14 protein-coding genes and 1 tRNA gene are annotated in these 18,384 nt (G+C 38.3%); 1 reads left to right on the top strand and 14 read right to left on the bottom strand.

The window, feature by feature from the left end; translation table 11 throughout:
* Positions 1–6: 6 nt before the first annotated feature.
* Positions 7–606 carry an ECF transporter S component gene (locus LCU_RS05930; RefSeq protein ID WP_056966798.1) on the bottom strand — a complete coding sequence of 200 codons (600 nt, stop codon included), beginning with the start codon at positions 604–606 and terminating at the stop codon, positions 7–9.
* 122 nt (positions 607–728) lie between these two features.
* A tRNA-Leu gene (locus LCU_RS05935) sits at positions 729–813 on the bottom strand.
* 90 nt (positions 814–903) lie between these two features.
* Between LCU_RS05935 and LCU_RS05940 the strand changes: the two genes are divergently transcribed.
* Positions 904–1,368 carry a GNAT family N-acetyltransferase gene (locus LCU_RS05940; protein WP_004270164.1) on the top strand — a complete coding sequence of 155 codons (465 nt, stop codon included), beginning with the start codon at positions 904–906 and terminating at the stop codon, positions 1,366–1,368.
* A gap of 36 nt (positions 1,369–1,404) precedes the next feature.
* Here the strand turns inward: LCU_RS05940 and LCU_RS05945 are convergent, their stop codons facing one another.
* The 12 genes from LCU_RS05945 to LCU_RS06000 form a co-directional block, all read right to left on the bottom strand.
* Positions 1,405–1,866: a SprT family protein gene (locus tag LCU_RS05945; RefSeq protein WP_056966800.1), complete on the bottom strand. Its 462-nt coding sequence runs from the start codon at positions 1,864–1,866 to the stop codon at positions 1,405–1,407.
* Positions 1,859–4,036, bottom strand: coding sequence for a Tex family protein (locus LCU_RS05950; RefSeq protein ID WP_056966802.1), 2,178 nt, complete (start codon positions 4,034–4,036; stop codon positions 1,859–1,861). The genes LCU_RS05945 and LCU_RS05950 overlap by 8 nt, the downstream gene beginning before the upstream one ends.
* A gap of 66 nt (positions 4,037–4,102) precedes the next feature.
* Positions 4,103–4,537, bottom strand: a complete 435-nt coding sequence (locus LCU_RS05955; RefSeq protein ID WP_054644173.1) for a hypothetical protein — start codon at positions 4,535–4,537, stop codon at positions 4,103–4,105.
* 443 nt (positions 4,538–4,980) lie between these two features.
* On the bottom strand, positions 4,981–7,644 hold the full coding sequence (locus LCU_RS05960; RefSeq protein ID WP_056966804.1) for a cation-translocating P-type ATPase: 2,664 nt from the start codon (positions 7,642–7,644) through the stop codon (positions 4,981–4,983).
* A 393-nt stretch (positions 7,645–8,037) separates the two neighbouring features.
* Positions 8,038–8,865, bottom strand: a complete 828-nt coding sequence (gene nadE / locus LCU_RS05965; protein WP_056966561.1) for an ammonia-dependent NAD(+) synthetase — start codon at positions 8,863–8,865, stop codon at positions 8,038–8,040.
* 31 nt (positions 8,866–8,896) lie between these two features.
* Positions 8,897–10,360 carry a nicotinate phosphoribosyltransferase gene (locus tag LCU_RS05970; RefSeq protein WP_056966560.1) on the bottom strand — a complete coding sequence of 488 codons (1,464 nt, stop codon included), beginning with the start codon at positions 10,358–10,360 and terminating at the stop codon, positions 8,897–8,899.
* A gap of 94 nt (positions 10,361–10,454) precedes the next feature.
* Positions 10,455–11,153 carry a glycosyltransferase family 32 protein gene (locus LCU_RS05975; RefSeq protein ID WP_056966558.1) on the bottom strand — a complete coding sequence of 233 codons (699 nt, stop codon included), beginning with the start codon at positions 11,151–11,153 and terminating at the stop codon, positions 10,455–10,457.
* 2 nt (positions 11,154–11,155) lie between these two features.
* Positions 11,156–13,855, bottom strand: coding sequence for an O-antigen ligase family protein (locus tag LCU_RS05980; protein WP_056966556.1), 2,700 nt, complete (start codon positions 13,853–13,855; stop codon positions 11,156–11,158).
* Between the two features lie 22 nt (positions 13,856–13,877).
* Positions 13,878–14,963: a glycosyltransferase family 4 protein gene (locus LCU_RS05985; protein ID WP_056966553.1), complete on the bottom strand. Its 1,086-nt coding sequence runs from the start codon at positions 14,961–14,963 to the stop codon at positions 13,878–13,880.
* Positions 14,964–14,968: 5 nt separating this feature from the next.
* On the bottom strand, positions 14,969–15,670 hold the full coding sequence (locus LCU_RS05990; protein ID WP_054644167.1) for a WecB/TagA/CpsF family glycosyltransferase: 702 nt from the start codon (positions 15,668–15,670) through the stop codon (positions 14,969–14,971).
* Positions 15,671–15,694: 24 nt separating this feature from the next.
* A complete protein-coding gene (locus LCU_RS05995; protein WP_056966552.1) occupies positions 15,695–17,131 on the bottom strand; it encodes an oligosaccharide flippase family protein in 1,437 nt (478 codons plus the stop codon).
* A 22-nt stretch (positions 17,132–17,153) separates the two neighbouring features.
* On the bottom strand, positions 17,154–18,332 hold the full coding sequence (locus tag LCU_RS06000) for a CDP-glycerol glycerophosphotransferase family protein (protein WP_128486111.1): 1,179 nt from the start codon (positions 18,330–18,332) through the stop codon (positions 17,154–17,156).
* Positions 18,333–18,384 lie beyond the last annotated feature (52 nt).

Genomic DNA, 18,384 nt, shown 5'->3' on the forward strand with positions numbered 1-18,384 from the left:
CACTTGTTATTGCGTCCGTTTAAACCGCATGAGTGGTGTTGCGACTAGTGGTGTCACCACAGCTGCTAAGGTTGCTTCCATTACAGCATTTAACGCAACAACGCCAAGCATCACGATGATTAAATGGGTCGGATCAGTATGATACATCCCTGCCGCTTGGTGTCCGTAAAGCACACGCGTTAAGCCAATCACTAAAATGGTATTGATTAAAGCCCCGAAAATCCCAGCTAAAGCCATTGCACCGGTTTTACGAATTTTAGTTTGATATAAGTGTTGGAACGTAAAGCCAGCAATCATCCCAGCCATCAACCGCGGTAAAATAGCGATAATTGGATTTTGAAAGATTAAAAGTGAAAGCGGATCGCCTGGAGAGGTATAGGCTCTAAATAATGAAATCAAACCCCAAATTAATCCTAGAATCGCCCCTTGGCGTGTGCCCAGGATCACGGCCCCAATAATGACCGTTAAATGAATTGTTGTTACGGCTGGTAGCCCAGGAATGATATTAATATAACCGACCATCGGAATAAAACTTTGAATGATTAAAAAAGCGGTTAAAATCGCCATAATACTAATCGTATAAGCTGCTGAATTTTTATGTGTCATCCTAACTGACTCCTAAACTGAATTTATTGCTCATTATAGCGATTTGTCACCCTAGTTTCAATCATTTACATCAAGGGACAAAAAAAGGTAATTCCAATTGGAATTACCTAACTGAATTATGATGCGGGTGAGAAGACTCGAACTTCCACCGGGAAAATTCCCGACAAGATCCTTAATCTTGCGCGTCTGCCATTCCGCCACACCCGCGTAACTTGCTTTATCACTTTAAGCCACGTACATTAGTATAAGAGAAACGATGATTGAAGTCAATTAAAATTTTACTTTGGAGACGATTACATGCCCATTATCCCCGCTAAACTAACCGATATTGCCAAATTAACCACCCTGTATCAACAATTAACGACTGAAATGCATGTGCTACAACCCACTAATTACCAAGCTGATTACACGCCTGAGTTCTTTGACTGGCAACAAATGATAACTGATCCACTACAAGCAGTCTTTGTTCATCAAAACCAAGATGCGCAAATCGATGCCTTTTGTCACGTTACAACAGCCCAAACAAGTCCCTCACCCTTGTTTATCGCACACCGCTTTGCTTATCTCACAACACTGTATGTTGCACCAGAGGCACGCCGCCACCACGTCGCTACACAACTGCTATCGTCCGCAAAGCAATGGCAACAAACACAAGCGCTCGATTATTTAGAACTAACCGTGTTAGGGAATAATCCGGCTGCGTTGGCCCTCTATCAGAAGCTGGGCTACACCACTCAGAATCAAACTTTACGCGCCAACTAAAAAAAGGCCACCCCTAAACATAGGGGTGGCCTTTTTTCATTGAATTTGTGTGGTTTGATAAATCAGTCGTCCATGACACCGCCGACAAACATAGCGAGCCGTATTCATTCGACGGCGACGTGGATAGACTTGTCCACAGTCTGAACATTTATAAATCACAATTTTGCTCGATTTAGCTGTCTTTTGTGCAGCTGGTGCATAGCGCGCACCCCCGACTTGTGCAAGTAATTGTTTAAACTCTGCGTCTCGATGACGGTAACCGCGATGCAACAGATGCAGGTGATAATGGCAAAGCTCATGCTTAATCACCCCTTCTAAGGTCTGTGTATCATGTTCGGTCAACATCTTTGGATTGATATCGATATGATGATCCTGTAAATGATAGCGCCCGCCGGTTGTTTTTAAACGCCGATTGAGATTTGCTTGATGCACAAACGGCCGATTAAAAAACTGCAACGATAACCGTTCAATCAATTCAGTTAAGGCTTGATCAGTCATTTGCCTTTGGCGCTTTCATTGTCAGTTGTACGCGTTCACGTTCTTGATCAACACTCATCACCCAAACCTGAACGACGTCGCCAACTGCCACTTCATCAGAAGGATGTTTAACAAAGTGGTTTGCCAGTTGAGAAATGTGCACTAAGCCATCGTGTTTCACACCAATATCGACAAAGGCCCCAAAATCAATCACGTTGCGGACTGTGCCTTCTAACGCCATATTCGGTTTCAAATCCGCCAAGGTTAAGACATCATGACGTAACAATGGCGCCGTCATCTGATCCCGTAAATCACGCCCTGGTTTTTGCAAACTACTTAAGATGTCGGTGATTGTTTCAATCCCGACCTCTAATTCAGCCGCTAGAGCCGGTACTTGCATTTGTGCAATCGCCGTCTTCAACGCATCGCTTCCTAAAGCAGCAACGGTTAACCCAAATGATTTCAAAATGGCTTTAGCCGTTGGATAACTTTCTGGATGAATATCAGTATTATCGAGTGGATTGTCCCCATTAATAATCCGCAAGAATCCGACCGATTGTTCATAAGCTTTAGGCCCTAAGCGTGGTACTTTCTTCAAAGCACTCCGCTTTTGATAAAGGCCGTTTTCATTGCGATATTGCACAATGTTTTGAGCAGTAGTTGCTGACAACCCTGAGATATGTTGTAGCAGCTGAGGGCTAGCCGTATTCAGGTTGACTCCCACACTATTCACGACATCCTCAATCACTGTATCGAGTTGCACAGTGAGCTCTTTTTGCGCCACATCGTGTTGATATTGTCCAACCCCCACTGCTTGTGGATCAATCTTGATCAATTCAGCTAACGGATCTTGCAAACGACGGGCAATACTAATCGCACTTCGTTCTTCAACGTGTAAATCTGGAAATTCTGCCCGTGCTGCATCACTCGCAGAATAAACAGAAGCCCCCGCTTCATTGACAATCACATAGAAAATTTCCCGGGAAATAGATTTCAAACACGTCGTTACGAATTCTTCTGATTCACGACTCGCAGTCCCATTACCGATTGCAATCATTTCAACTTGATATTTCTCGAGTAAAGCAGTGAATTCATCCGCCGCTTTTGATCGTTTGTCAGCTGAAGCTGGTTTGTGTGGGTAAATGACTAACTTATCCAAGAATTTTCCAGTACCATCGACAACGGCTAATTTACACCCAGTCCGATAAGCGGGATCAAAGCCTAATACAACTTTACCCTTCAATGGTGGTTGCAACAAGAGATGCTTCAAGTTATCACCAAAGACACTAATCGCTTGTTGATCAGCTTTTTCCTTTAATTGCTTGCGTAATTCACGCTCAATTGCCGGTCCAATAAACCGCTTATAGGCATCTTCAACCGCAGACTTGATGACCATTGCTGACGCTGAATCTTGTCCATACAACAGATCTTGGCTGATCCGACTGGCAATTACTTGATCGTCAATCATAATTTTAGCTTTCAAAATACCTTCGTTTTCACCACGATTAATCGCTAAATATTGATGTTCCGCTACCTTCGTTAAATCGGCAGTGAAATCATAATAGATTTGATAAACTTGCTTCTCATCGGCTGCTTCGTCTTTAACTTGACTGGCCAACTGACCATTTTGCCAAGTATATTGGCGCACCCAATTCCGATATTTTGCTGTTTCACTAATATTTTCCGCCAATATTTCATGAACACCAGCTAAAACAGCAGCTGTATCATTGATTTTTTGATCTGGATTGAGGTAAGCTTCAGCTTTTGCCAATAATGCTTGTTCGGTTAAGCTAGGTAACCCTGCGATAAACTGCGCAAAAGGTTCCAAGCCGGCTTCTTTAGCGATGGTTGCTTTGGTCCGTCGTTTTTGTTTATAGGGTAAGTACAGATCCTCTAAAGCTTGCAGTTGCGTTGCCGTTTCAATTTGTTGTTTGAGTTTTGGCGTTAATTTTTCTTGTTCAGCGATATTTTTCAAAATATCGGTTTTACGTTTTTCGAGCGTCGTTAAGTATTGAAATGTGCTTTCAATTTCACGAATTTGAACTTCATCGAGGCTTCCCGTTCGTTCTTTTCGATACCGCGCAACAAACGGTACGGTATTGCCTTCTTCTAAAAGACCTAACGTTGCTTTGATTTGTTGTGGTCGATACTGTGTTAATTGTTGAATCACAAGATTTTGAATATCAGGCATCTGATTGCACTCCTTTTGCTTCAATTAAAAAAACAGCCCCCGACTTGGGAACTGTCAACTTTCGCCCTAAGCGATTCTTGAAATATTTTGGATGTATTTAGAAATCCGTTCCGTTGCTTTGTCTTGATTCATTTCTGAAGCTGCAAAAGCTTGCATATCAACGGTTTCATCATCATGCATGCTTGTAATTAAATCTTCACAGCCTTGAATGAAATCAGCGTAAGCACCGATTAAACGTTGGTTGTTCCCCATCAAACGAGCGGGCGCAACAACTGTTTTGAATTGTGCTAAGAATTCGTGATATTGATCAACACCATCTCTGAAGATTTGTGCTGTCTTTTGATAGTCTTGTTCGCTCATTTCGGCTAACTTACCATCAGCAACGGCTGCTTTTAAAGGGGTGAAATACTTACTCATCCCTTCTTGTACTTTTTCAGTATTATCGATTAAATCGTTGACAGCTTGGCCGTATTTGGCAAGCTTTTGTTGCGTTTTATTCATGTCCATCCTCCTAGTTTCCTATGGTTTAGTATACTAATTTCCCAATCGGCTTGCAATTAAAATATTAAAGCGAAAAGGCATGCTTAGTTCATCAAAGGACATTTACCTCATTAAAAAAACGCTAGCGACAAAATCTCGTTTGTCACTAGCGTCGATTATTACCTATCTTCTCTTCAACATTCTACTCGTCCACGACTGACCAAACATTAACTTTGTCAATAAGTCGATACAAGCGAAAATAACTAAATAAAGTAAGAAACTCAACAACTAATTATTTTGAACGTGAGTAATCCGTTCCAGACCACCAAAGATGAAAAGTGATATCAGAAACTGTAAGAATATTTGCATACGTAATCCTCCCTACAAAACTCACTAACATAAAAGTTATTTAATCACCTTTATTATAGTTTAATTGACAAGCACTTTACAAGGTCGGCAACAAATTATTTAGCCATTCTCCGCTGGAAGAACTTCACAATTTCCACAATCACAATCAATGAGAATGAGGCTGCTAGGACAATTCCCCATTGGTGAATATCGAGATGTGACACGTGGAATAGGCCGTTTAAGCCAGGTACCATAATCGTTGCGGCTAACAGGAGGAATGAAGCTAAGACAGCCCAGTTGAAAGCTTTATTCTTGAAAAAACCAACTGTAAAGATTGATTGGTGCACTGACTTCACGTTAAACGCGTGGAAGAGTTGAATCATCCCTAACGTTGCATAGGCCATCGTTAACGCATCAGCATGTGCTAAGCCGCTCGCTTGATGCACTGGGTACGTAATCGCTAAGGCATACACACCAAGCGTAATCCCACCTTCTAAGAGACCTTGATAGATAATCGCTTGGAAGACACCGCCGGAGAAGAAGTTTGACTTGCGCCCACGTGGTTTTTGATTCATAATCCCCGGTTCAGTGGGCTCAACCCCCAACGCAATCGCTGGGAATGTATCCGTCACTAAGTTAATCCATAAGATGTGCACCGGTTGCAGAATTTGCCAGCCTAAAATCGTCATCATGAATAAGGTAAGGACTTCACCTAGGTTAGCTGACAATAAATATTGAATTGATTTTTGAATGTTGGCAAAGACTTTACGACCTTCTTTAACAGCCACGACAATCGTTGAGAAGTTATCATCGGCAAGCACCATATCACTGGCGCCTTTTGATACTTCTGTCCCGGTAATCCCCATCCCAATCCCGATATCTGCGGACTTCAAGGCTGGCGCATCATTGACACCATCCCCGGTCATCGCAACGACTTTACCATGTTTTTGCCAAGCTTTAACAATCCGCACCTTATGTTCTGGCGCAACTCGCGCATAAACTGCGTACTGACTGACTTTTTTAGCAAATGTCTCGTCATCCATTTGATCCAGTTCGGCACCTGTCACAACGGCCGCATCCGCATCTTGTTCAGGTGTAATAATCCCTAAACGAAGGGCGATGGCTTCTGCAGTATCCCGGTGATCACCGGTAATCATTAACGTCCGAATCCCTGCTGAATGCGCATCAGTTACAGCTTGTTTGGCTTCTGGTCGTTCTGGATCAATCATCCCGACTAAACCAGCAAAGATTAACTCATCTTCAATCGTCGGATCAATTGTTGCTGGTAAGCTATCTAACGGTTTATACGCTAATGCCAAGACACGTAACGCTTGTTTAGCTAAATCGTGGTTTGTTTTGAGTAAAAATTGCCGTTCATCTTCATCTAACGGTTGAACATCGCCATTGGCATCAATAAAATGACTCACGCGTTTGAGTAATTCATCCGGTGCACCCTTAGTGGTCATTAATAATTGACCATCTTTGGCTTGATGAATCGTTGTCATCAGCTTCCGTTCTGAATCAAACGGTACTTCACCCACGCGTGGTGCTGCTGCTAGGGCATCTTGGATCACGAAACCTTTATCACGCCCATAAGCAATTAAAGCCGTTTCCGTTGGATCACCAATTAACTGGCCATCCTCTGTGATTTTCGTATCGTTGGCAAGGTTCATAATGCTTAACGCTAAATCATCGCCTGCCAAGTCGGCTGATGCTTCTTGCAACTGATTATTGGTAAAAATCTTTTCTACCGTCATTTGATTCATCGTTAACGTCCCAGTTTTATCGGACGCAATAATGTCGGTACTCCCCAGTGTTTCCACAGCAGGTAACTTCCGTACCAACGCATTTCGTTTAACCATCTTCTGTGTCCCAAGGGCTAAAATAACCGTCACAATTGCCGGTAATCCTTCTGGAATTGCGGCAACCGCTAATGAGATTGAGGTTAATAACATGTTAATTGGTGATTGCGCGTGGCGTAAGTAGCCGACCACAAATACAACAGCCGCAATGATTAAAATCATAATCGTTAAACTCTTACCAAGTTGACTTAAATTCATTTGCAATGGTGTTGTGGTTTCACCAGCTTGATTTAACATCCCAGCAATTTTACCAACTTCAGTTTGCATCCCAGTGCCCGTCACAACCCCGACACCACGACCGTAAGTCACATTACTATTCATGAATGCCATGTTGGTCCGATCGCCAATCCCACTTTCAGGATCGGTTAACGTTGCAACAGTCTTATCAACCGGTACCGATTCACCCGTCAAAGCCGATTCCTCAATCTTCAAAGCCGCTGATTCTAACAAGCGTAAATCAGCTGGGACGATATCGCCCGCTTCTAATAGCACGATATCACCGACAACCAGTTCTTCACTCTTGATTTTAACAATCTGCCCGTTACGGCGTACATGTGCGTCCGGGGTTGCCATCTCTTTTAAAGCATCAATTGCTTGTTCCGCTTTGGCTTCTTGGAAAACACCAAAAACGGCATTCAAGATAACAACGGCGAGAATAATAATCGCATCTGGCCATTCATGTGCTAAAAAGCCGGCAATCATTGCCGCTACTAATAAGACGATAATCATGAAATCTTTGAACTGTTCTAAAAAACGAACGAACAAGCTTTTTCGTTTAGTCTCAGTCAACTGATTACGCCCGTATTTAGCGAGTCGTTCAGCAACTTGGTCTTGCGTTAGCCCATCAGTTGTTGTGGCTAAACTTTTTAAAGTCTCATCCGTTGATTGGGTAAAGAATGAACTTGGTTGATCTGTCATTGTCGTGCCTCCTATAGATAGATTTCGGGGTAAAAAAAGAGACCTATAGAGAATTCAAAGAATCCCCCATAAGTCTCACTAATTAAGATAACACCAGAATATTGCCTTGTTGGTGGCGTTATCGCAGACAAGCTGCCAGTTACTCCCTTATCGTTAACCTCATTATAAGGTATAGACAATCTAAAAGGCAAGTAAATAGTTATTTTAATAACTAAATTAGTTTACGAAACTAGGCTCGAAAGCTAACCACTGACAACGCACTCTGTTTTTTAAACGTGCTCTTTCAGGTATATTGTTGCAGTTAGCTACGTCTAGCAAACAATCGACTGCGTCGCTTATTTCACGAGCCTAGGCTAAGCCGCCACAATATAACCGCCTGAAACGCACTCGGTTTTATTGCCAGAACGTATCGTAGATTGTTATTGGTAAATGACGCTTGTGGGCCGTTTTCTTGTACCAGTTTTCAATCTTCGTTGCGGCTTCTTCACTGACCTGACGACCTTCTAAATAGTCGTCAATTTGATCGTACGTGACGCCCAATGCTAATTCATCTGGTAATGCTGGACGGTCTTCTTCAAGATCCGCCGTTGGTACTTTTTTATAGAGGTGTTTAGGCGCACCGAGTTCGGCTAACATGGCCTTGCCTTGACGCTTATTAAGTCTGAAGATTGGCACTAAATCTGCGCCGCCATCCCCAAACTTCGTATAAAAACCAGTGATGGATTCGGCTGAGTGATCCGTTCCTAAAACAGCGCCACTATTTTCACCAGCAATCCCATATTGGGCAATCATCCGCACGCGGGCTTTAATATTACCCTTATTAAAATCGCTAACGGTTACACCGGTTTCCGCAAGGGATTGGACCATTGCATCCACTGAGCCTTTAATGTTGACCCGTTTGACTTGATCAGCTGCCATAAATTCAATCGCCGCCATTGCATCCGATTCATCAGCTTGTTCGCCGTAAGGCAATCGCATTGCGATAAATTGATAACTTTCATCGCCAGTTTCAGCCCGCATTTCTTGCATGGCTTTTTCAGCAAGTGCGCCCACTAAAGTTGAATCTTGGCCGCCTGAAATGCCTAAGACATAGGTTTTTAAAAATGTATTTTTCTTTAGATAAGCCTTCATAAAATCAACCGAGCGGCGGATCTCTTTGGCGGGGTCAATCGTTGGTTGTGTTTTTAAGGCTGCAATAATTTCTGCTTGTAAAGCGTTCATTTGCCAGATACTCCTTCAAAAATAATCGATTCTAGTGCATTAAATTAACGTCTTCTCTGACTTTGCGAATTGAATTCATCTTATTATCCCAAGTCCGTTGTGATAAATCGACTGGATAATCTTGTGGATTCAAGTCCCGTTTGTATTCATCCCAGAGTGAATCAAGGTTTTCAGCACAGAACTTCTTAATCGCCGCTAATTCAGGCAACGTATAGACCCGTTTACCATTTTCAAAAATAGTCCGTAAAATTGGTCGGGCATTGAAGTCGGTCACGGTCTTATTGATGTACGTGTAATTAGGGTGGAACATGTAAATCGTATCTTGTTCAAGTGGATCTTCATCCCATAACGTGATGTAGTCCCCTTCTGATTTACCGTCAACTTGTTTGGTAATTCGCCAAACTTGCTTGCGGCCTGGTGTTGAGACTTTTTCAGCATTACTTGATAATTTAATCGTATCGACCATCTTGCCATCTGAATTTTCAATTGAAACGAGTTTATAAACCGCGCCCAAAGCTGGTTGGTCGTAAGCGGTAATTAACTTCGTCCCAACGCCCCAAACATCGATTTTAGCTTCTTGCATCTTCAAGTTTTGGATTGTCTTTTCATCTAAATCGTTAGAAGCGTAGATTTTAGCATCCGTGAAGCCCGCTTCATCCAATTGTTGGCGCACACGCTTAGAAATATAGGCCATATCGCCACTATCAATCCGCACGCCTTGGAAATTAATCCGGCTACCGAATTCGCGCGCAACCCGAATCGCACTCGGCACACCACTTTTCAAAGTATCATAAGTATCCACAAGGAAGACACAGTCCCGATGTGTTTCAGCATAGGCCCGGAACGATTCGTAATCGTTACGATAGGCTTGGACTAATGAATGCGCATGCGTCCCACTTGCTGGGATTCCAAAAATTTTAGAAGCTCGCACATTACTCGTCGCATCAAAACCACCAATATAAGCCGCCCGGGTGCCCCATAATGCCGCATCTAATTCTTGTGCCCGGCGCGTGCCAAATTCTAGCACTGGATCTTTGCCAACGACTGATTTAATCCGCGCAGCCTTAGTTGCAATTAAGGTTTGATAATTAACAATGTTTAATAGCGCCGTTTCGATTAACTGACATTGAGCTAATGGGCCTTCTACTTGAATAATCGGTTCATTACCAAAAACAAGCTCACCTTCAACGGCTGAACGAATCGTTAAATCAAAATCTAATTCTGCTAGATACGTCAAAAAATCCTCAGGATAGCCGACTTCATCCCGTAAATAAGCTAAATCACTCTCGGTAAAGCGGAGATTCTCAAGATAATTAACGATATGTTCTAAGCCAGCAAAAATAGCATACCCATTTTCAAAAGGTAGTTTTCTGAAATAGCATTCGAAAACCGCTGTCCGATTATGGAGTCCCTTTTTAAAATAAGTTAACATCATATTGAGCTGATACAAGTCTGTATGTAACAACAAACTATCATCAGGATATAATTTTTGCATGTCGCACTCCTAATTAGAGATATATTTGGTATAACTATATCATAAAATAAAACAAGCAATCAAAAAAAGACGGTTTTTACCGTCCTTTTTACTACTATCCAAATAACTTTTGATACAACTTAGCTTTTTTCTTAGAAGTTGTTCGTATTTTGAACCATTTATTTAACTTTCGTTTTAGTGGCTTTTGCCCTTCCATCCAAGTACCAGTAAAAACATGGATAGTTGATGAATCTCCCGATGGATTACATAAAATACCGGATGGGTAAACATGAATACCCTCATCTAATATTTGTTCCTTATTACCTAATTGACAATGATATTTGTCAATTAAAATATCGGAAACTGTTTTAGTATTTACGTTTTTCATTTGATTTTCTCTATCAAATGTAAATGATTCGCCTTCAAAAAAATCTAACATGTCTTTCACAAACGGATGCTTAGGTTCTGCACCAAATGCAGCTGTAAAAGGATATTGTGGATTTTCAAATCCTACAAACGCGCGATTATCCAAGAATTGATCTAAATTATCTAAAACAAGCACATCGGTATCTAAATAAATACCGCCTTCATGATAGATAACATATGCTCGAATATAATCACTCACATAAGCCCATTTTTTTTGTTCATATGCAACTTTGATATATTCATTCATGTTCATATCAAAATTTTCTTCATTCCACTCAATAATTTCATAATCCTTAAGATTTGATCGCCACGTTTTCATACATCGCTCAATATCCGCTGTTTTTTCGTGGCCGCCTACCCATACATAATGAATTTTTTTTGGAATCATAATTAATTTCTCACCTCTAAGTCAACATATGGTTTTATATTCAAGAATTGGATGATTACTTGCCATTTAACAAGATCCTCCTTTGAAACCTTAATCTTAGTAAATCCCTTTTGCATTTCTTCAAAAAGCTCACCATAAAACGGTTCTAAAGTACCATTAATCATTTTTTGGTTAAACTGGCGCATATCAGAGCCGTAATAAATTGGCAATTCTACCGGTATCTTCAAATCTACAGTACGATCTTGGTCCGCTTTATAAAATGCAATCAATGCTTTTAAGTAAGGCTGATTATTAAAATCAGGCACTCTTTTACTGATGGCGAATCCTACAATCTCACCAACCGCTTTTTTCGCCGTTTGCCCTTTAAAAGCAACTGGCCAATAAATTGATAGTAAGTTAAGCTTATTAAATATCCTGAAAATACGATACTGAAATTGATAATTAGGAATTTGATACCGACTCAACAGACTAACCAGTGTTCGTAACTCGCCATTCAATACATTTAAATTTCCTACTTCGGAGTTAATATAATTCCCATCATGAACACGATAATTTATGACACTAAAATTAGCATTCTCAAGATTTAATGAATTTATTAATTCATCCTGTAGATTGATCCAGTTAGGCGTATTCCAAGATAAATAATTACGATGAACTTGATTTTCAAAAACTGGCGTTCGCCAAAAAGCAAAATCTAAATATAAGTTACGGCCCAACCATAAGGTCTGTATTTTTAACTGCCTACTATTACCCAGATAATCTAGTGTGGACTGTTTCCTTATTTTTGTATGGTTACCATTATCAATACTAATATCTGCCAAAATCCCATCAATATCATCACTCTCCAAAATATGAATTGCACGCGATAATACTTTTCTATTACTAAAAATATCGTCGGAATGAATAATATAGACAATTGTTCCCGATAAGTATTTTACCCCTAATTTCAATGCGTTCAATTGATCGCTATTTGATTCGTAGAGATACCGCACCTTATGCTCTAAATTAAAGCAATTAATATAATCATTGACAACTTGTTTGGTATTATCAGTTGAACCATCATCAATAATTATTAATTCCCAGTTTGTGTAGGTTTGATTTCTAATTGATTCTAGTGACTCTAAAATTGTTTCTTGATCATTGTAGGTTGGCATCAATAAACTGATTTTTTCCTGTTCACTAAATGTTTGAGTCTTAACTCTTGCTAATAACTGGCCTTCAATAAAAGCTAAAATAAAAGTTGCTGTTAGAAAATCCATCACATTACCACTATACAATGACACACTTAGAATACCAAGAATGCCTAATAAAAATGACATATTTCTAAAAGTAAATTTTGTTCTAAAATATCTTAATATTGTATAAATTAAATAGATAACACCTAGAATGTAAGGCAATACTAATAATATAACGCCCAGTATCCCCATTGAATAGTATTGAGAAATAAAATCTCTTTCAACATTAAAGATATTATTCATTCGTGTATACGTAATTCCAAATAACTCATCTTTTGGATTGTCGTTCACTTCTTTGACACGATTAAGCATCGCAATTTCGATTTTCCGGAAACTAATCCGATCTTGAATAGGCCACTTCATAATCTCTTTCCAAAATCCAGGATCATCATAGTATGGGTACGAAACCTCAATAAATCTGGCATTAATCGAGTATTCGCTATAATGTTTTCTAATATACCGGATTAATGGTGTTTCATGCTTATTTATTTCTTTCTTTGAATCGCCTTTTTTACTTTTTTCCTCTAATTTCTTTTCACGTTTCTCTACCTCCGCTTTATCCCCATCACGTTCTTGTTGAATCTGTGCATCAAAGTTGGTTCTATTAATTGCTGGTGAGACGGGATAAATAATGCCACATAGCACAATAAATAGTAATAAAATACCTAGCACCGATTTTTTTAAAACAAGATCTTGCTTAATAAGTGTGAAGAATAAGTACATCCCTGTCATTAAAATAACCATCCCAATACAGCCTAACGTCGATACCTTTGTCCCTAACATAAACATCGCTAAGACTTGTACTAAACTTAAGATGAAATTCTTCACGTTTGTATGTTTAATTAAGTAATACAACATTACTGGTAGCAATAGAACCTCTACAGCTGCTGTTGAATTAGCAAAGTTAAAGAATCCTTTCGATGCTAACTGAAAATAACTACCATGTCTATTGTCAAAGAACCAATTAATGATGCTACCCGTAATTCGTTGATTTGTATATGAAGCTAAACTAATTTTGAATAAGTTGGTTACCACAATACTCCCTGATATTAAGGCAACTAACCATGAAATAATTGATTCCAATTGATTATCGGTGAATTTAACATTATAAGAAACAACTAGAATAATTAATGGTAGCACCATTCTAATCAGATAAAAAATTTCTCCTGTAATTGAATAACCAAAGTTGCCATCAACTAATGAATGAAATTGCATTGCATTTAAATGATGCCCAATGAAATACACTATCAGTAAACCCATATAAATTCCAAGAAAGAGTTTCATTTTTTTATTTTTATTAGACCATAAAAATAAAATGCTTATAATTCCTACTAAGATTATTCTAAGCATAGTCGCTGGTGAAAACTTTAGAATTGTCGATATTGGCGGTTGATACAAATAAAAAATATCTAAAAAAGGTTGGATAATAATAAACCAAAGAATAGTTGTTTTTAATTTTGAATACACAGTACTTCCTCCCATTATTGCATTATTTACTCAAGAAATATCGATAACCATCCATCGTTGTTTTACAAAGTCTATCTATTGAAAAATATTTTTTTGCATGTGTTTCTAACGCAAAGCCTGTCTTTTTCAAATCCCCAGATTGCCATTTACCATATGCTTCTTCTAGCGCTAAACTCATTGCCTTAACATTGTGGGTCGGTACTATCCAGCCATAAGAACTATTGGGAATTAATTGCCGCATATCACCAACATCAGTAGCGATAACTGGGATTGCAAAGTTTGCAGCTTCTAGCAAGACTAACGGAAAACTCTCACTAAAGGAACTAAGAACTGCCAAATCTGTTTTTAGATAGCGTAGGTTAATCTCATCTTGTGTTAGTAATCCAGTAAACAGAACCTGATTATCCAAACCTAATTTCTTAACATCGGCCTGCAATTCTGATTTTAATTCGCCGTCACCAATAATTGTTAAGTGCGCACTGGTCATATTAGCGGCCTGAAAAGCTTCAAGTAATACCGCATGTCCCTTAATGGGATGCAAGCGACCAACAATTACGATTTCAAAGTTTTTATGTTCTTGTAGTTGAGGTGCCTTTTTGCTGAACGCAATACCGTTATAAATGACCTTAATTTTACTATCTGGAAGGCCTAATGCCAATAAAATCTCTTTAAAGTTATTAGTGACCGCAAAAATACCATCGGACTTCTTCAAACTTTTAACGTTTAGATTAGTAAAAATTCGGCCCAGCATTCCCCTATTCATAAAATCTAACCTTGGATCACTATGCACGGTTATTATCCATCTTGCTTTAATTTTACGCTTGATCAAACTAATGAACAGATTGGCGCGAGCACCATGTGTATGCACTAAATCAAAATTTCCATCATTAATATATTTCGCTAGTACCTTCAATAAGCTAAAATCATACCGACTATTTTTACCAAGAATCTTAACTTTAATGCCTTTGTCCTTCGCAGCTTTAGCAACCGGTCCGTCTGCAAACGTCAATAATTCAACATCATCTTCAGGTAAGTGACTTAACAGTCCAATAATATGGCTTAATCCACCACCGTTTTCCAATCCGGCATTAATATGTAGTACTTTCACAAGTCTTACCTCTTTCCAACTCTTTTAACTTCTTGGATAAATTTTGGTAATACCAACATTCGCTTAAATCTTGTTGGTTCTTTTAAAAGTCTATAAAACCATTCTAAATGTAAATCTTGCATCCATACTGGTGCACGTTTCGTTATCCCTGAAAATACGTCAAAACTCCCACCAATACCCATTAAATAGCCTTTATTTAACTTATGCTTTAAATCAGCTAAGAAATATTCCTGTCTTGGGAATCCTAATGCTGCAAAAACCATATCTGGTGCTTTATCAATAATCGCTTGTTGTACCGTTTGATCATCCAAATCAAAATAACCATTGCGGTACCCTACTAAACTGATATTAGGATATTCTTCTTGAACTCTTTTGACAGCTAATTCAATAATTTCCTGTTTAGCCCCAATTAAATATATACTAAGGTGCTTTTGATTCGCCATGTTGAGTAAATCTAAAAATAAATCATATCCTGTTACGCGTTCTTTAATTGGCGTCTTTAATATTTCTCCTGCCTTAACAACACCGATACCATCAGCTGTAATGTAATCCGCTTCATTTGACAGTAATGTTTTGTATTTTGGATTATCCTTTGCATACATCACAATTTCAGGATTAGCCGTCACAACTAATGTCTTCTCTTGTTGATGAATTCTATTCTCAAATTTCTCAATAAACTCAGCCTTTGTATAATTATCAAACGCCATATTTAAAATATTTACTTTCACTCGTTATTTTCTCCCTCTATTTATCATATTTCTGGCTATCTGTTTTACGTCAGTCGCTAATTCGAATCTGCCTAGTAAAAACAACCCAATATAGATTGCTAAAATCAGAATTGATTTAAATACCATATTGATAAACACATTTGGTATCAAATTTGGCATCAAGAATCCGATAATAAAAGTTATTGCTGCAAGAATAAAATACTTCGGTGTATCTTTGAAAATATAACGCGCATCGTAATACTCCCTGACGATCCAGATTCGTAATAAGCAAACAACTGCTTCAACTGTCAGAATATTAATCGTCGCGCCAAGCGCACCGAGAATAGGATCTATTGTAAAGTTTAAAATCAAACTCAAAATAGCCCCAATTAGTAACGGAATTGCAAATTCTTTATCTTTTCGAATTGCCAATGCAAACTGATTCGAAAAAACACCACCGATTGGAATAAGAATAATCGAAAAGCTGATTAGAAACATTAAATGTTCCATTGGAATAAATTTCTCTCCAAAGAACCACGGCACAAACTGATTTGTGTTACACATTACCGTTATCATGAATGCTAAGCCTAAAGCAAGTGTCGTTTCATAAGATTTTTTTAGAAATAATTGTTGATTTTTTTCCGAACTGGCAGCCATCTTAGGCATCATAACAATAGTAATCGATGTAATTACCCCTAAAATAATATTCGCAATTCGCTGCGATTGGTCATAATATGAAACTTGCGTTGTACTGTGAAACAATCCCAAAATTGGTTTATCTAAAGAAGTGTACACTTGAGTTGCTATCTGTGGCAATATTAACGTCGCAATCATAACAATAGAAGCTTTAAAATGGTAGTAGTGTCCTACGAAGTGTGGGACATATTTTCGTATTTGTAACCAAAATACTGAATTTCCTAATAGATTACCCATAGACATTATCAGCATGTACAATCCTAAATCCTCTGGACGATGGACAAAAATAAAAATTAAGACCACACTAAATAATTTAATAATTGTATTACGGACAACAACCTTTCCAAATTCAGCGATTCCTTGGAAGAACCACGAAATATCTATCATTGTGCCTAAAAGAAATGGTAATTGTAATAAGAAATAAATATAATACTTTGGTTTAAAAACTAAACAAACTGTAATGAATAAAACGATTGTTATTGCACTAAGAGTTACTTGAATTAACCATAACCCCCAAAATGCAGATTCAAACTCTGACTGATTCTTCGCTGCCCGCGCTCTAGCAATCGTTCTTGTCCCAATTTGTCCCATTGCGGATGCACAAAATACCATAATAAATTGAATTGTAAAATTAACCGAACTGTTAATCCCTAGTGGCCCCGGACCTAGCACTCGAGATAAGTATGGTGCTGTAATTAAGGGGATAATTACTAAGAAAACCTGATAGATTGCATTATAAAAGAAATCTTTAAATAATTTTCGCATTTCAACCTCATTATTTACTATCTTAAATTAATTTTTGAATCAGTTGTTCCCAGATTTGCTCAGAGGCACTGCTTTCTAAGTATTCATCTTGATAAATGATTTCTTTTACACGATTACGCTCATCTTGTAAATTCACTCTGAATACTTGTATAAGTGCCCTCTCAAAGGTATGCCAATCTTCAGCAACTAACCCAGGTGCAAAAGTTCTATAGGGATTCAATAAGAAACCCCGATTTGTGTTATAGTTTTGTAAATCATTAACTAAAAATAATAATGGCTTGTTCATTAATAGGTAGTCAAAGTAAACACTTGAATAATCTGTAATTAAAGCATCAGTTACAGCTAAATATTCATATAAATCGTGCTCGTTCCCTCGTAACCAATCGCCATCGATAATTTTCATATGCTTTAGCTTATTTAACGCTTCGGTATTAACTTTTTTCTCTTCAACAGGATGTAACTTAGCTACAATAATGATATTCTCTCGTTCAAGGACCGCTTCAAAATCGTCTTGATCAAAATCAGACAAGCCGAAAATATTACCAGCTTTTAACATTTCTGATAACAGCTCATTGTTATCTTCCATTCTAAATGTTGGTAAATAAAATAAGATTCGTGGCTTATTTTCTATAATTATTGGTTCAAATAAACGTTCAAGTTCTTGTCGGCGTCTTGTTTTTTTGGCTTCATCAATATTAAAAAAGTCATTTCTTGGAAAGCCGAGATGAATAAACTTATCATTAGTTATCCCCTCACACGCACTCATTAAAGTATCATAAGTATCTGAAGATGAAGTGATATAATTAACTGTTTTACCCCAGTGCTTATGGCTGACTTCTATTGAACTTTTCTCAATATTTTTAGCTAAGAAACCCATTCTTTTTAAAGGTACACCATGCCATAGTTGAATATAGGCCTGTTTTTTTGAAACCTTATACGGATCATGCGTTCCTAAAATTACTTCTGCCGAGGCAATTTTGAACCATACTTTAAATGGTAAGTGGCTGCTTGGAAAGTTTTCAATCAACCATACATCTTCATAATCTTGTTCCTCTTTTAAATATTTGTACATAGCTAAGCCATTTGAGCCTGAGTATCCCGAACCATTCAGAATGCATATTCTACCTTTTTTTACAGGTATTAACTTTAAAAGAGTACTTAAAATTTTTATGTATAATGTAAAAAGTTTATTTTTCAACACAAGCACCACTCACCCCATTCTATTGATATGTTCCTAATTATAGCAAATATTA

The sequence above is a fragment of the Latilactobacillus curvatus JCM 1096 = DSM 20019 genome (genome assembly GCF_004101845.1).
Taxonomy (GTDB): Bacteria; Bacillota; Bacilli; order Lactobacillales; family Lactobacillaceae; genus Latilactobacillus; species Latilactobacillus curvatus.

Excerpts from the sequence above, each read along its gene's own strand:
- LCU_RS05930 (WP_056966798.1), bottom strand. The coding sequence starts at position 606 with ATGACACATAAAAATTCAGCAGCTTATACGATTAGTATTATGGCGATT.
- LCU_RS05960 (WP_056966804.1), bottom strand. The coding sequence starts at position 7,644 with ATGACAGATCAACCAAGTTCATTCTTTACCCAATCAACGGATGAGACT.
- nadE (WP_056966561.1), bottom strand. The coding sequence starts at position 8,865 with ATGAACGCTTTACAAGCAGAAATTATTGCAGCCTTAAAAACACAACCA.
- LCU_RS05990 (WP_054644167.1), bottom strand. The coding sequence starts at position 15,670 with ATGGCGTTTGATAATTATACAAAGGCTGAGTTTATTGAGAAATTTGAG.
- LCU_RS05995 (WP_056966552.1), bottom strand. The coding sequence starts at position 17,131 with ATGCGAAAATTATTTAAAGATTTCTTTTATAATGCAATCTATCAGGTT.
- LCU_RS05955 (WP_054644173.1), bottom strand. The coding sequence starts at position 4,537 with ATGAATAAAACGCAACAAAAGCTTGCCAAATACGGCCAAGCTGTCAAC.
- LCU_RS05970 (WP_056966560.1), bottom strand. The coding sequence starts at position 10,360 with ATGCAAAAATTATATCCTGATGATAGTTTGTTGTTACATACAGACTTG.
- LCU_RS05975 (WP_056966558.1), bottom strand. The coding sequence starts at position 11,153 with ATGATTCCAAAAAAAATTCATTATGTATGGGTAGGCGGCCACGAAAAA.
- LCU_RS05940 (WP_004270164.1), top strand. The coding sequence starts at position 904 with ATGCCCATTATCCCCGCTAAACTAACCGATATTGCCAAATTAACCACC.
- LCU_RS05950 (WP_056966802.1), bottom strand. The coding sequence starts at position 4,036 with ATGCCTGATATTCAAAATCTTGTGATTCAACAATTAACACAGTATCGA.
- LCU_RS05945 (WP_056966800.1), bottom strand. The coding sequence starts at position 1,866 with ATGACTGATCAAGCCTTAACTGAATTGATTGAACGGTTATCGTTGCAG.